The organism is Kosakonia sp. CCTCC M2018092 (genome assembly GCF_003864115.1).
Taxonomy (GTDB): Bacteria; Pseudomonadota; Gammaproteobacteria; order Enterobacterales; family Enterobacteriaceae; genus Kosakonia; species Kosakonia cowanii.
The window spans coordinates 1,075,624-1,090,127 of the sequence record NZ_CP034225.1; the positions used below are offsets into that span (position 1 = coordinate 1,075,624).

At 47.5% G+C, this 14,504-nt stretch carries 16 protein-coding genes and 1 pseudogene; 11 read left to right on the forward strand and 6 right to left on the reverse strand.

All coding sequences use genetic code 11. The annotated features are described in order from the left end of the window. Positions 1-6 precede the first annotated feature (6 nt). From fliN to EH164_RS05095, 6 genes are all read left to right on the forward strand, one after another. Complete coding sequence (gene fliN / locus EH164_RS05070; RefSeq protein ID WP_124967512.1) at positions 7-408, forward strand: flagellar motor switch protein FliN; 402 nt, start codon at positions 7-9, stop codon at positions 406-408. Then, entirely contained in the window at positions 408-809 is a 402-nt protein-coding gene (gene fliO / locus EH164_RS05075; RefSeq protein WP_124967513.1) for a flagellar biosynthetic protein FliO, read from the forward strand. Before fliN ends, fliO begins: the two co-directional genes overlap by 1 nt. A 1-nt stretch (position 810) precedes the next feature. Then, entirely contained in the window at positions 811-1,569 is a 759-nt protein-coding gene (gene fliP / locus EH164_RS05080; RefSeq protein ID WP_370277013.1) for a flagellar type III secretion system pore protein FliP, read from the forward strand. Between the two features lie 14 nt (positions 1,570-1,583). Continuing rightward, positions 1,584-1,853 carry a flagellar biosynthesis protein FliQ gene (fliQ, locus tag EH164_RS05085; RefSeq protein WP_042712437.1) on the forward strand — a complete coding sequence of 90 codons (270 nt, stop codon included), beginning with the start codon at positions 1,584-1,586 and terminating at the stop codon, positions 1,851-1,853. Between the two features lie 2 nt (positions 1,854-1,855). Then, positions 1,856-2,635, forward strand: coding sequence for a flagellar biosynthetic protein FliR (gene fliR, locus EH164_RS05090; protein WP_124967514.1), 780 nt, complete (start codon positions 1,856-1,858; stop codon positions 2,633-2,635). Positions 2,636-2,713: 78 nt separating this feature from the next. Then, positions 2,714-3,313: a LuxR C-terminal-related transcriptional regulator gene (locus EH164_RS05095; RefSeq protein WP_124967515.1), complete on the forward strand. Its 600-nt coding sequence runs from the start codon at positions 2,714-2,716 to the stop codon at positions 3,311-3,313. 108 nt (positions 3,314-3,421) lie between these two features. On the opposite strand, the gene flhC is transcribed toward EH164_RS05095, so the two are convergent. Further along, complete coding sequence (gene flhC, locus EH164_RS05100) at positions 3,422-3,979, reverse strand: flagellar transcriptional regulator FlhC (RefSeq protein WP_164483643.1); 558 nt, start codon at positions 3,977-3,979, stop codon at positions 3,422-3,424. A 14-nt stretch (positions 3,980-3,993) separates the two neighbouring features. Continuing rightward, complete coding sequence (flhD, locus tag EH164_RS05105) at positions 3,994-4,341, reverse strand: flagellar transcriptional regulator FlhD (RefSeq protein ID WP_042712433.1); 348 nt, start codon at positions 4,339-4,341, stop codon at positions 3,994-3,996. Positions 4,342-4,928: 587 nt separating this feature from the next. Between flhD and EH164_RS05110 the strand changes: the two genes are divergently transcribed. From EH164_RS05110 to EH164_RS05120, 3 genes are all read left to right on the forward strand, one after another. Continuing rightward, positions 4,929-6,083: a dienelactone hydrolase family protein gene (locus EH164_RS05110; protein ID WP_124967517.1), complete on the forward strand. Its 1,155-nt coding sequence runs from the start codon at positions 4,929-4,931 to the stop codon at positions 6,081-6,083. A gap of 18 nt (positions 6,084-6,101) precedes the next feature. Beyond that, a complete protein-coding gene (locus tag EH164_RS05115; RefSeq protein ID WP_042712430.1) occupies positions 6,102-6,284 on the forward strand; it encodes a hypothetical protein in 183 nt (60 codons plus the stop codon). Positions 6,285-6,621: 337 nt separating this feature from the next. Continuing rightward, positions 6,622-6,888 (forward strand): SymE family type I addiction module toxin, encoded by a 267-nt coding sequence (locus tag EH164_RS05120; RefSeq protein WP_206430691.1) that lies wholly within the window; start codon positions 6,622-6,624, stop codon positions 6,886-6,888. Positions 6,889-7,018: 130 nt separating this feature from the next. Here the strand turns inward: EH164_RS05120 and EH164_RS05125 are convergent, their stop codons facing one another. The 4 genes and pseudogenes from EH164_RS05125 to EH164_RS05140 form a co-directional block, all read right to left on the reverse strand. After that, complete coding sequence (locus tag EH164_RS05125; RefSeq protein WP_241175005.1) at positions 7,019-7,381, reverse strand: hypothetical protein; 363 nt, start codon at positions 7,379-7,381, stop codon at positions 7,019-7,021. 971 nt (positions 7,382-8,352) lie between these two features. Next, entirely contained in the window at positions 8,353-8,874 is a 522-nt protein-coding gene (locus tag EH164_RS05130) for a hypothetical protein (RefSeq protein ID WP_124967519.1), read from the reverse strand. Beyond that, positions 8,871-10,259 (reverse strand): AAA family ATPase, encoded by a 1,389-nt coding sequence (locus tag EH164_RS05135; RefSeq protein ID WP_124967520.1) that lies wholly within the window; start codon positions 10,257-10,259, stop codon positions 8,871-8,873. The genes EH164_RS05130 and EH164_RS05135 overlap by 4 nt, the downstream gene beginning before the upstream one ends. Positions 10,260-10,536: 277 nt before the next feature. Beyond that, positions 10,537-11,814 (reverse strand): annotated as a pseudogene (locus EH164_RS05140) (primase-like DNA-binding domain-containing protein); the annotation flags it as partial. 21 nt (positions 11,815-11,835) lie between these two features. On the opposite strand from EH164_RS05140, the gene EH164_RS22900 reads away from it, so the two are divergent. Together EH164_RS22900 and EH164_RS05150 are read left to right on the forward strand one after the other, a co-directional pair. After that, positions 11,836-12,024 (forward strand): phage polarity suppression protein, encoded by a 189-nt coding sequence (locus EH164_RS22900; protein WP_370277256.1) that lies wholly within the window; start codon positions 11,836-11,838, stop codon positions 12,022-12,024. An 808-nt stretch (positions 12,025-12,832) separates the two neighbouring features. Then, positions 12,833-14,497 carry an ATP-dependent endonuclease gene (locus EH164_RS05150; protein WP_124967521.1) on the forward strand — a complete coding sequence of 555 codons (1,665 nt, stop codon included), beginning with the start codon at positions 12,833-12,835 and terminating at the stop codon, positions 14,495-14,497. Positions 14,498-14,504: the final 7 nt, after the last annotated feature.

A 14,504-nucleotide genomic window follows, 5' to 3' on the forward strand; every position in this document is an offset into this window, starting at 1 on the left:
TGTCGTATGAGCGATATGGAACATGATTCGGGCTCAAATAAGTCTTCGCTCGGCGACATCTGGGGCGACGCAATGAGTGAACAGTTGTCCAGTGAAAACAGTGCCGAGGTGCATTCCCAGGCGGAAGATGTAATGGTGAGTTTATCTGAAGATTTAAATCTGGTGCTCGATATCCCGGTGAAAATGACCGTGGAATTAGGCCGCACCAAAATGACGATCAAAGAGTTATTGCGATTAAGCCCAGGCTCCATTGTTTCTCTGGATGGCCTCGCGGGCGAACCGCTCGATATTTTGATCAATGGTTATTTAATCGCGCAGGGCGAAGTGGTGGTGGTTTCCGATAAATTCGGCATCCGTATTACCGACATTATTACCCCGTCTGAGCGCATGCATCGTTTGAGCAGATAATGAATACGCAGTCGCTTAATGCTGTTCAGCCCGTCTCCGCAGCGCCAGCAATGGCGCCTGTTGGCACCGGCAATATTATCGGCGCACTGGCGCTGGTGATCCTGTTAATGGCGGCTATCGCCTGGATCGCCCGCCGCACTGGCGTCGCTACGCGAATGGTAAAGGGACATAACATTCTTTGTGTAAAACACACCCAGTCAATCGGTGCGCGTGAGCGCCTGGTGGTGGTCGAAGTGGACGACAAATGGCTGCTGCTGGGCGTGACGCAGGACAATATCACTAACCTGATGACGATGGAGAAACGGGCCGACGTTGAAGAGATCAAAGCGGCGTCCTTCCTCCCGACTTTCCAGAGCGCGTTGGTGAACTGTATTGCCCGGCGCAAAGGTGAGAGCAAATAAGATGAAACGTAACGCTCGCCTGCTAATGCCCCTGTGCGGCCTTTGCCTGGCGCTCGCCGGATGGCTGCTCCCGGCCCAGATGGCGCTGGCGGCTAATAATGACATTCTGCTCTCGCACTCCGCGAACGGCGAGAGCTGGTCGCTGCCGGTCCAGACCCTGGTGCTGCTGACATCGCTCACCTTTTTGCCCGCCATCCTGCTGATGATGACCGGCTTTACCCGCATCGTTATTGTGCTGGGACTGCTGCGCAGCGCGCTCGGTACCGCAAGCACGCCGCCCAACCAGGTGCTGCTCGGGTTGGCGCTGTTTCTCACCTTCTTCGTGATGTCGCCGGTGTTTAACCGGGTCTATGACGAAGCCTGGGTGCCGCTGTCGCAGGACAAGATCTCTATGGAAGTCGCCATTGAGAAGGGCTCGCAGCCGCTGCGCGCCTTCATGCTGAAGCAGACCCGTGAAGGGGATCTGGCGCTCTTCTCCCGCATTGCGAACGCCGGCGATTTTGCTAACGCCGACGCGGTGCCGATGAGCATCCTGGTGCCTGCGTTCGTCACCAGCGAGCTGAAAACCGGCTTCCAGATTGGCTTCACCCTGTTTATTCCGTTTCTCATCATTGACCTGGTGGTCGCCAGCATTCTGATGGCGCTGGGGATGATGATGGTGCCGCCGGCGACGATTTCGCTGCCCTTTAAGCTGATGCTGTTTGTGCTGGTCGATGGCTGGCAGCTGATTATTGGTTCCCTCGCGCAGAGCTTCTTTTAGCAAGAGAGTAAAAAATGACACCTGAAAGTGTAATGTCGCTGGGGTTCCAGGCCACCAAAGTGGGGCTGATGATCGCCACCCCGCTGCTGTTAGCCGCGCTGGCGGCTGGGCTGCTGGTCAGCATTTTGCAGGCCTCGACGCAGATCAACGAAATGACCCTGTCGTTTATTCCCAAGATCCTGACGCTGGTAGTGGTGCTTATCGCCTGCGGCCCGTGGATGTTAACCACGCTGGTTGACTACATGCGCGGGCTCTTTACCAGCTTGCCGTACCTTATTCGCTAACTATGTTTACGCTCTCGCTGGTTCACCTCTATGACAACGTAAACCAGTACTTCTGGCCCTGTCTGCGCATGCTGGCGCTATTCGGCGCCGCGCCGATTTTCAGCGAAAAGCCGCTTAGCGCCCGCTTTAAAGTAGCGCTGGCGCTGTTAACCGCTTTTCTTATTGCGCCACAACTGCCCGCCAGCAACATTGCTATCGCTTCGCTGGATGGCTTCTGGGCCTGCTGCCAGCAGCTGATTATCGGCATCGCCATTGGCCTTTCCGTGCAGCTGATTTTTGTCGCCGTGCGCCACGCGGGCGAGATTATTGGTATGCAGATGGGGCTCTCCTTTGCCATGGTTTACGATCCTTCCGGCGGCCCGAGTATGCCGGTGGTCGCACGCCTGTTAAACCTCTTTGTCACGCTGCTGTTTCTCACTTTTGACGGCCATCTCTATATGCTGGAAGTGCTGGCCAACAGTTTCATCGCGTTTCCGATCAACGCCGCACCGCTGGGTGCAAACGGCTTTATGGCGATGGTCAGCGCCGGAGAGATGATCTTCCGTTACGGCATGATGCTCGGCCTGCCGGTCATCACCCTACTGCTGTGCCTCAACCTGACCATGGGGCTGCTCAACCGCCTGTCGCCGCAGCTCTCCATCTTCGTCATTGGTTTTCCGATTTCGTTAACCGTCGGCATGGTTGCCATGTCGCTGGTGATGTTCACGCTGGCTCCCTTCTTCGAAAATATGATGGGCGGCATTTTTGACCGCCTGTTCGTGATCCTTACGGGGTTCAGATAGCCATGAAGGGATGCCGCATTTTTCCGCGCTATTTTTCACTTTTCGTCACCGGAAGTGACGTTTGCCAGGGAAGGGGTTATGAGCCTGAAATCCTCCGTCAGTACCGCTAATGTTTTGATTTACAGCGAAGATCACTTTTCCGCGATGGGGCTGATCACGCTGATAAAGCTCTATCGCCCCAATTTACGCGTCAGCTATATCAGTAGCCTTGAGGAGGCGAGCCGGGCGACGGGGAGTAAGCTGCGCATTCTGGTGGCGGTAGCCACCCAGGCCACCAATCTGATGTCGTTGATGCAGACCACCCACTTTTTGCGTGAGCTGAAAGAGGAGTTGCCCTGCCTGCTGCTGTGCGAGGATTTCGACCCGGTACTGCCCGCGCTGCTGCCGGATATGCTGCGACTCAGCCTGAATGCACCGATCCGCACGGTATTTGAGTCGATTACCGGCCTGATGTCGAAAAAGCGCGCGAAGCAGCAGGATCTCTCGGTGCTGCCGCTGCTTACCCACCGCCAGCGCGAAGTGTTATGCCTGCTGGCGTCAGGCTCCAGCGCGCAGGAGGTCTCCTCCACGCTCGGCATCAGCCTGAAAACCGCCTACGTTCACCGGCGCGATATTCTCACGCGCCTTAATATCGGCCCGAATTACTACCGCGGCGTCTTTACTGGCCGTCTGACGTAATCTCCCAGGTTCAGAAACAGGAAAGCCCCGGCGGGTCGCACGCTGGCTGACCCGTCGGGGCTTTCATTGATAACCCGCGGATGCGGTGCCCGTTGCCGGGCGCGCCGCTTATTGCAGGGTTGTCATGGTGCCGGCAGCAAAGTCGAGCTGCGGGCTTCTTTTCATCGCCCTTGAAGGCGGTACACAAAGACTACAGGTAAAACCGTTAAACATATGCTCTGGCGTGCTGACAAAATTGCCGCCGCAGCAGTCGCACTGGGTCTGCTTCAGCATGCCGCCATCCATAAAGCGCAGCAGCGTCCATGCGCGGGTCAGCCCCAGCACCGGCTCCTCATCCTCCTGCGCCAGACCGTGCTCCAGATAGATACGGTAGGCTTTAATCATCAGCTCGACAGAGCGGCCTTTTTCCGCTCTCTGCAAATAGCGGTAGATATTGTAGAAAATTGACGAGTGAATATTCTGCTCCCACGACATATACCAGTCAGCGGAGAACGGCAGCATGCCCTTCGGCGGCGAATCGCCTTTTAACTCTTTATAGAGTTTTAACAGACGACGGCGGCTTAAACTGGTTTCACTCTCCAGAACCTGCATCCTCGCGCCGAAATTAATTAACTCCATCGCGATTTGCGCGTCTTTAATTTCGGACATGATGCTTTTTTCGTGCAGCATTATCTCGCTCATTACGCTGCCTCGTCGCCGTTATTATCAACCGTGTTGAGCAGGTTGCTCGACAGAATAATCCCGGTGTGCAGACGTTGCAGCGCATCGATACGGGACTCTTTTGTCAGGCAGTTAATCACCACATCATCATCAATACGCAGGCGGCTGATCAGTTGCCCGGTAGAGGCGAGTTTAATCAGTTGCGGCAGTGATAAGTGGCTTAGTGTCTCCAGCGTGGCATCGTTCAGGCCAAGGCGGAAACCGGCAGCAATCTTATCTTCACGGATCAAACGCTGAGCCAGTAATAAATAGGAGAGGTTCAGATCCTGAATAGACTGCATCTGTTCTTCAAAATTGTGTTCGTTCATAAGTTGCTCCCGTAACACCACACCGGATGCGGAATTACTATTATTTAACAATAAATATGCGAGCAACCACTTTATTTCGATAAGAATAAACTAACTAATAAATGAAACTATACACTCTTATTGTGCAGGCGATGTTTTTTATTCCTGCATCTGTTTGTCTTTAAGTTGTTCCTTAAGACGGAAATAAGATTACACATTTGACTTAATTCAAACAATCGCCTAAATGCGGAAAAAAGAGGATCATTGCATTTCCGGTTTTATTGTTTCTGGTTGATCTCTTTAATTTCAATATGTTGCATTAACATTGCCTGTGCATTTACTTTAATTACATAATCGAAGCCGTTGAAATGAAAAAGATTCTCCTTTTCAGAAAGTTGTTATCTTATTGAATTATCTGATCTACAGAAAATATATTATGTAACCGCGTCTTTGTATTTGATGGGGCAATAAGTCATGTGGTAACGCATTAAATAAACACCTTATGTGGGGTTTTTACCGATGCAGACAACGTTTTTCCCGGTAAAGCGAGGATACTCTCTCACCCGGCGGTAATGACAATTCACGTTTGTTAACCAGGAGCGTCAGGAATGCGTGCAGCGATCGCGTTAGCCATGTTGTTATCCGGATCTTTGCCCGCCTGGGCGGATAATTCCCCTGCGGCGGAAAACCAGCAGATTGCGGGCCTGATCCGCACGCCGCTGATGCTGCCGGTGACGCTTGAGAATGGTCAGCCTGCGCTGCTGGAGGCGTTTGTTACCCGTCCGGCGAACAATTCCCCTGCGCCAGTAGCCCTCATTACCAACGGCACGGCGGACACCGCCAGCTTTGACCGCTTTGTGATGAACCCCAATCGCTATGCCTCGACGGCGATAGCTTTCGCCCGCCACGGCTATGCGGCGGTGGTTGTGCTGCGCCAGGGGTATGGGCAGTCGAGCGGGGCGGCGGAGTATGCGGGCGGCTCGTGCGCGCAGCCGCATCATCAACTGGCGGGTGAGCGTGACCGCGACACTTTGCTGGCGGCGCTGAAGGCTATTCGTCAGCAGCCGTGGGCGTCGAAGCAGGCGCTGCTGGTGGGGATGTCCTCCGGCGGCTTTGCCATGCTGGCGACCGGCGCGGCCAACCCGCCCGGCGTACAGGCGATAATTAACTTTGACGGTGGACGCGGCGCGCTGGATGGCAAATCTTTCTGCGACCAGCCCGGTTTGCTGAAGGCGCTTACTGATTACGGTAAGAGAACCACGATTCCGTCGCTGTGGCTCTACGCCGCCAACGACCGCGCGTTTCCGCCAGCGGCGGCGAAAGCAATGTTCAGCGTTTATCAGAAGGACGGTGCGCCCGCGAAGTTCGTCGCGATGCCAGCCTTTGGTGAGAATGGCCATACCTTTATGGACTCCGCCCCGGAAGCGTTCTGGTGGAAGCCGGTCGCAAACTTCTTACAGCAGCAGGCGCTGCCCTATCAACCCATTGCCGAAATGCCGCAGACTCAACTTCCTGTGCCGTCGGTACTGAATGACGCAGGGCGCAAGGCGTTTCAGAAATATGCTGCATCACAACGTTATGAAAAGGCGTTCGCCATTGACGCGCAGGGAGACTGGGGCGTTTCTTACTGGGCGAGAACGCGCGATGAGGCGGCTGAAAGCGCGCTCGGCTACTGCGCAAAGCAGCAGGAAGCTGGCAAGGCGGGATGCCACCTCTACACTATTAATAATGAGGTTGTACCTGAACAGACCGTGCAACGTTAGTGAAAATCAGGAGGAACGATGAGACCACCGATGACCGATGACGAAATCACGTTACTGAAAGCGGACCTCGATAAGCTGGGGGAGAGCCAGCTGGTGGGGATTGAGGCCTATGAGGCGCTGCATCTGTTGGAGATCCGCAGGATGACGGCGAAGCTGGAGCACATTAAGCGGCTGCTGGGGAGCGAAGAGAACGAAGTGTAACGCCGGGCGGGTTCCCTTAAGTTTTGCGAGAAGGGTTCCAGTTTCGAAACGACGCGCTACTATAAAGCGGTTTTTCCTTGCCGATTGTAGGGTTTTCTTTTTATTGTTTGGGCGCGCCTGCCACAGCAGGCGTCGGGATTAGCCTCCTGGAAACCCTCATCGGCAACAGAGCAGTTATGTTGTGCGCTCGGTTACATCTCAATGGTGGGCCGGGCAGGGGCGTCGCGAGACGCGCCGGTTTCCGATGGGCCGGTAAGGCTAACCCTGTCTGGCTCCGCCACCCATGAGATTAGCCTCTCAGATGGCGGAAATAATGACTGCCATTGGAGAATGTCTTATGTCTAAAACCCTTACGAAAACCCAGCGCCACTGTATTGTCGGCTACCGCCCGAACCGTGGCGACACCAGCACACCCGCTCTGCAACTGAAAGGTAAATGGCTGCGCGAAGCAGGCTTTGAAACCGGCGTGCATGTCACGGTGCAGATATCGAAAGGCTGCATTGTGCTGATTCCCGATAATGACACCGTGCATGAACTGCGTGTGCAACTGGAACAGGCCAGGGCGGTAATTGATTGTGTAAGGGAAGGGGTGAGGGGTGTTTAGAGTTGAGGGTTATTTGTTTAATGGTTTTGAAGGCTTAATTGACGGTAGCCTGCTAACTCGAAACCAGTCAAAAGGGGCGGTAAGCGCCCCTGAGTAGATTCTGATTTATGCCCTAACAGATGGTATGAGATTAATTGCGCAGGCTTTCATCATATACATCGATTTTGCTGTAATTAGGATCTTTGCGGTAATAGACGATGGGGACTTCTTTAGCAACTTGATCTTTAATAAGATCCAATGTGTTAATAGTTAAGCTTTGCTTTTCCTTGGTATATATTTTATTTTCGGCCATAAAGGAATAACTTATTGCAATATCTACTTTTCCCATATCATTAGGTCTTCCGGGGAGGTAGCTACCAATTTTAGCTTTAGTGTAGACCGGATCTTTCTTGATCGTACTGTGCAAAATATAACCTTTTATGATGAATAAAATAATAAAGCCGAGTATAACGCAAGGCCCTATCATTGCGATGATTCCTGAAAAGCTGGACATTAAACCCTCCTTGTAAGAATAACTTGTAAATCTTTGACCAAGCATAATAACTGAGGCTAGTGATTTCTAGAAGAGTTGCAACACGGGAAAAAGAATGTCCACAATCAACAACCTGTTTAACTGCTTCAATTTTAAGCTTTTAAGGATAACACTTACTGCTCATGTGCATCTCATTTTAAGCCATCTTAGATCTCTCTAAGGTATCCGTTAAACCTGCAGCTATTCACACCTCAAAAACAATAAAGCTTTATGAGGTACCTAAAAGGTTCGGATTTAATTAGTTCTCTTCGGACTTCGCGGGTTAAATTGAGGGCTCAAAAAAGCCCGCAAGGCTTGCGCCGTGCGGGCTTTTAGGACTTCATCGGATGACTATAGTAATCACCGATGGAGAATTTTGGTGGGCTGGCGGAGTCTGAATAGATATCTTAAGTGTTTAAATATCAATGTTTTTACGTATTCAACTTTCAGTTATGTACCTAAACGTGTACCAATTAGGAAGGGTTATAGCGATCTTGACTCTCTAAAATCGTCGCCTGTTTTTACTCTTGAACATTTCTCGGCATTTACATCGTCAGGAGAAAAGTTTTTTGTGTTCTACTATTCATTCTGTTCACTAAGTGATTTTTTGTTTTATTTTCATTGCGTTAGCCTGTGAATGCTTGATGAACAGTGAACACTTTACTGTTCACCGCTACAGAACCGTTATAGTCTGCTATGAGCGAGGAACGGACTTCCAACGCTGACTGCTCTTAAGAATTATGGCTACGAATTTTGCAATTCAGCGAAGTTTTCACGTAAGAGATAGTTATTACATTCTTGCGTGATAATAGAGCCCATAAAGTAGAAGGATACAGTGACTAGTATAAACGTGGGTTGATCTATATGTTTAACTTGATAATTCGAGGAGAAATGGAAAATGAAGTTTTTTTGTATTATTAGCAACTCATTTCCCATAAAGTTCAATAAAACCTCTACAACTCATTGAATTCGCAAACTGGCATGACAGATAGACCGGTTTTTTTTAAAAGATGTTTCCTGATAGTTGATGACTTACTTTTCATTATATTTACTCTATTAGAACCATTGACGTTTTTCTTTGTTGGATCATAGAAATCCATATCTTCTGTGATGAATTTCACCTCATGGTTTGCATCTGTCAAACTTACCGCGGTTCTTATATACCATTTGTCCCCAGAAGAGGGGAAGCCTTTAGTTCTCAGAGCTTTCAAAATTGCCTCTTGATTATTAGTAGGTATATTGATTATATTCCCTGCCTCTATGCTATATATGAGCCATGCATTAAACCATTCAGGGCAAACTACTTTTCTCCACTCGGTTTCAATTTGCGCACCTTCATCCAGATAAATTATTTTATCATCTGCATCAAATAATTCTATTGTTGAACCAGTTAAACTGGTTCTCTCCACTGTTAACTCAAGTACAGACTCCTGATAGAATCCTTTAAATACATTTGCATCTATAACAAGATTCATTTTTCTTCATTCCGTAATGTTTGAGATGTCTGATTATATCGAGCCTTAGCTAATGCTTTAGCCTCTTCAAGTCGTTGCGGGAAAAAACCTTCAGGCCAAGGCTGGGTAAAGTTACCTAAAGCATCTAATTCAAGTTTTATGAGTGATTTTTTATCGTCAATAAAGTGAGAGTAATAAATAACAATATCTTTTTCAGATAATAATCCAGATGCAATGTACTGCTGAAGGCGAACAATTAGATGCTCACTATGTGTCTCGGCAATAATAGTTTTTTTATCTTTGTACATATCAAGGAAGAAACTTGCAAGCTCCGCTTGAGCTTTAGGGTGTAAATGTATTTCAGGCTCTTCAACGATTAATGCGCTGCCTTCATTCATATTATAACCAGCAGTTAAGACCGGGATGATCTGGCTATTTCCATAACCTACATCTGCATAGTTTTCATATTCTCTTGTAACAGGGTGTTGTATTTTTATTTCATAATGACGGTCAGATAGATGGTTTATTTTTAAATCGGATGCAATTCCTGCCTTATTCAGCCAGTCAGATACCTTTGATATAAGATTTTTGGCTTTCTTACCACCTTTAATCTCATCCATTGCAAGTATGTTAGCCGAGTTTTCACCTGCGACACCAACTTTAGAATGTCTTTCGCCAGAATATAAATAGCTTCGAGATGGAGCAGAACGCATAGCACCCAAATATTCTATGCCAATTAAATCTTTGTGCAAAATGTCACAAATAAAGTTTAATACTCTTGTTGTATTCATTGTTTCTTCGTCAATCAATTCCTTTAGCTTATTGTTGTTATTTAACTCATGAGACAGGAATAGGTTTCTTGGCAAAAAGTTGAAAACCCTCATATTTTTTGATATAGAAGATCGCAATTCAGCTGGTATAACCACATTATTCAACGTGTTAATAATGTAGTTTTCACTATCGTCGGATCTAGTAATAGTAATTACATTTTTACCACTACATTCAATGTTTATTTCTCTCAAAACAATTTCACGGAGTTTAGACCTATACTTGTACTTAAAAGTGAATAAAATTTCAGAGTTATAATCCAAGCCGGATCTTCTAAAGTAACTTAAATAAAAGTTGGAGTTTGTGTTTTTAAATGTGCTTATTTTTATTTCAATGCCACGTCTTGTGATGTTTCCAAAGGTAATGTCTTTGTAAGTTCCAAAATCCCCAAGATAACCATTGAGAAGTAGTGGGATATTATTATCATAACTCTGAAGTGTCTGTGAAAGTATTCTCGGGATAGCTAAGGCTGAAGATTTTCCAGAGTTGTTTGGGCCGACAATTAAAGTTATAGGCCTAATGTCCATATCTATATATTCGAATGCTTTGAAATTCTTCGAAGAGATGTTGCTAATCATTTATTTTCCTTTTCTATAAACAGAAAAATATCACTTTAAAGTAACCCTCAGTAAAGTGAAATTCATATAGTTTCTGACTGTAGGTATGTTTTTGTAAGTACAATATTTATACGAAAAATCTTAAAAAGCAATGGTCTTCTCTATAAAGTTAGCTATCCCCGTTTCTGGTACTGAGCGGCCTGATAACTTTTGACGTTAAAAAGCCTCTTCTGGGGAAGCTGTTCACTCTGGCCGTAGCGCAGGCCAAAAAAGACCGGCATTAGCCGGTCAGAGTAGTTTATTTCGCGGTAGGCTCGTCGCACTTCGGCATCCAGTTGCTGTTGCTTTCCTCTTTCAGCGTGAGGTTAGTCTGCATGCCCTGATTCGTCCTGCGCTTGTCATAATTCAGGCCGTATTCTTTGAGCATGGCTGACAACCCCTTGCCGAACCTGGTGAGGCTCCGCGTGTTTTTATACCCGTGCGCCTCCATGTAGACCAGATAGGCATGATACAGATAAACACGAGGCTGACGTGGCACGATGTTAGCATTTCCCATATACATTCCGTCTGCATCCGGCAGCGCTTTCAGATACCCGCAAAAATCAAACGCTGGATCGGCATCGCGCTTGATGCTGAGTGCCTCGCCGGAGTTCTGCTGAGACTGAAGCAGTGTGCGGGCGGTCATCGGATCGCTGAACCGCTGCATAAGCTGGCGCACAATAACCGCCAGCTCGCGGGCGATTTTGTCTTTCAGGTGCGGGTCGCGCTCCGCCGGGGCTATCTGCTCCGGGAAGTGGATAATCACCCGGCGACGGGACACGCCCCCGCTGCGGTCGGTGAAGTGCATCGGGTTATTGTTCACCGCCAGAATCACCGCCGGAATGTGCGTGGAATACGCATCCCGGTATTTCGGGTCAACCGACACGGCATCGCCCCCGGTGATGGCCTTGAGTCCTGCCCCGTCCCCGCTCCATTTCTCCTGGTCAGGCAGGCGGATGAGTGAGAAGCCTATCAGCGCTACGCGCTCGGGTGGCGATTCCAGCGTCTCGATGGTCGCCGACGTGGCGTTGTCCTCGCCTGCGAGCATGGTCGCAATCTCGGCCAGAATACTCTTTCCGCTTCCTCCTGGCCCCGTCACTTCGAGAAAGAGCTGCAAGTCATAGCGGTTCGCCAGCACCATAAACAGCGCGGCCAGTATCACATCGCGTTTGCCAGCACTGCCCCCGGCGGCGCGGTCGAGCCACTTCCAGAAATGCGGGGCATGGGATGCCAGCGTTTCGCCCGCCACCGGCGGGGTGAAATCCAAGTCGCACAGGGTACGCAGCCAGCGCGATTTGCTGTGCGGGCTGAACGTGCCGGTTTTCGTGTCCAGCACGCCGTTACGGAAGCCAATCAGACGGCGCGCAGGTGCCTCCTGCTGCGGGATAATCAGTTTCAGAGTCTCCACCACCGACGCGATACGCCCTGAGGAGAACGGGGCGCGCAGGCGCCGGAAAAGCCCGGCCACGTCGCGGGCAAAGTCTGAGGGCGGTATGACCTTCCAGATACCGTTTTCATACCGGGACAGGAGCTGGCCGGCATTCTTGCCCCGGAGCTGATACATATCCGCAGACTCCCGGCGCACCTGCAACACTGGGCGCTCGACCGGGCAACCCACCACTTGCGAGAAGCCCTCGCCTCCTTGCTGGCCGCCGGTAACGGGATTAATCATGAGGGCTGCGCGGTGCTGAATGCCGTCGGCATCAGACCTGATAAAGCGTCGCGCACGGACAGCCAGCAGCGATAATTCCCCGAAAAATGCTCCCCGGGAATCCCCTGCCGGGCGCACCTCTTCGCCCCTGAAAAATAGCCGAAAAATCCATAAATAATTAAAAAAATACCCTGCATGCATACGCTGCATTTAACTGCATTTATTTCTGCGCTCACCTCGTGCCCGCCCGCGCCAGTCCCGGCGCGGCCTGAGCCCGGTCATGCACCTGCATGTAAAGCGGCACGTGAAGCGGGCAGGCGAGGAGGGGAAAGCACTGCGCGCTGAGACAGTAACTAATTATTTTATACTTATGTTCTCTGCGTCCAATTAGAAAATAGAAACGAGAAGCTTTGCTTCATGTTTGGCGCTTCTCTTAAAGTGTAAATGCTCAGCTGAAAAGTTTTTTATAAGTATTCTTTTAAATAGATCATTGCGTTGTTAGAGTTTTATGATATTTAATGACCAAATTCGCGGGACTAAAGGAAGCGATACTGCATTGGCGAATTCAATGAACATTAAGTGTATCGTTTCCTATGCAAGGCTTACTTGGGCTGTTTCTTCTTCATAAACTATTCAATGTATCTGCGAATTTGACTTATGTTAGATGGCATCAGGGCTTACTAAAGCATTTTCATAATCCATTTATACGAAAACCTCATAGCAAGGGCTGTTATATACGAGGTTATTAAGCGTAAATAAATATTGCCATTTTCCATGATATATGGTGTACAACAAATTCATAGGGTTATCCAAGATACTGTCTAAATAACCATGTTTTAATTATGGGAAAACAATGGTTAATTAGATTGCTTGTTGTTTATAAACTTTCTTGTTAGGGGATTTTATGAAACTTTCTGCGATCTATATCAAAAATTTTAAAGGTATTAGCGAGGAAATAAAGATTTTAATAGATAATGTCGTTGTTTTGATAGGCAAAAACAATAGCTGTAAGTCGACAATATTAGATGCATATGAAGCTTATTGCACCTTGGGTTCCGGAAGTCGTAGTTTGGATGATTTTCACAATAGAGATGAATCGCTTTCTATAGAAATCACTGGTTTATTTACTGAAGTGAATGAAGATGATGTTAGGCAGATTGGGCAAGAATGGTTTCATGAGGAGCTTGATGGATTTAAAAAGTGTTCAAAATTTAAAATAATTTGGGAAAATGCCGAGAATGATGGAAAAAAATATAGTTTTAGTAACCAGACTAATGATTGGAAAGACGGAGGCGCTGGAGGATGGAATTCAATTCTTTCTAGTAGACTACCAACCCCAATCAGAATAAATCCAAATGATTCCCATGTTGCTTTGGAAGCTATAGTAAAAGATTTAATCGCAAGCAATGCCGTTGAGAAACTTAAAAGTGATAAATCAAAAGCGGCAGGTATAATATCTGAGATTCAAACTCTAGCAAAGGAAATTGAGTCAGATCTACTAGATAGTATTCAAGATATAAGTTCAGGTATTGAAGAAAACGTTGATTCTATGTTTAAGGGCGTAAAGGTTAGATTTGAGACAGGTGTGGGTAAGTTTGAGCCTGAGAAGGCCATAAAAGAAGGTAGCCGCTTTATTTTTGATACAAATGGTTGTAGCTCTCCTCTTTCTCACCAAGGTTCAGGTGTACAGCGAGCGTTTTTATGGGCTGCTATTAAGACTTTATGTAGCAAAGGTCTTCTTAAGAAAGGAAGGAAACCTATAAGTAATGAAAAAGCAAAAGTTTTATTGGTAGATGAACCAGAAATAAATATGCACCCATCTGTAGTTAGGTCTGTGCGTGATGCTATTTATACTCTGGCAGATATAGCTGGATGGCAAGTCATTTGTACCACGCATTCCCCTCTTTTTATAGATCTCACTCGTTCTCACACCACACTTATAAAAGTAACTAACGTTCAAAATAACTTAAAATACTACCAAACCGAAAAAAATAAGTTTACTCAAGATGAGAAAGAAAATTTAAAAACATTAAATAGATGCTGTCCAACTGTTAACGAATTTTTCTTCTATGATAGTTCGATATTAGTAGAAGGGGATACGGAATTTTTAGCCTATAACCATATCTTATATAATTCTGGCAAAGAGCATGAGTATTGCGTTATAAATTGCAGAGGAAAAGCGAATATACCTACATTCATAAAAATATTAAATCAATTTGGAAGTAAAGCAATTGCAATACACGATTTAGATCAGAAACTCTTAGAAGGGAATCGAGTAAATGCCATGTGGACAATAAATAAAAGGATTCGAGATGCAGCAGATCTCTCTGAGGGCAATGTTATTACTGTTGCACATCTTCCAGACTTTGAAGGACACTATTTAAAAGAAAAGCCTAAAAAAGATAAGCCGTATAATATTTTCTGTCATTTAGCTTCAGAAGACTTTGAATCCAATGATAAATACTTGTCTTTAAGAAGTAGCTTGAGTGATATTGAAAACGGCACTCATCTTGGTTTGTACATAAGTTGTGATGATATTGATGCTTGGGAAGGGGTTGAGTTTAATTAACCCCTTT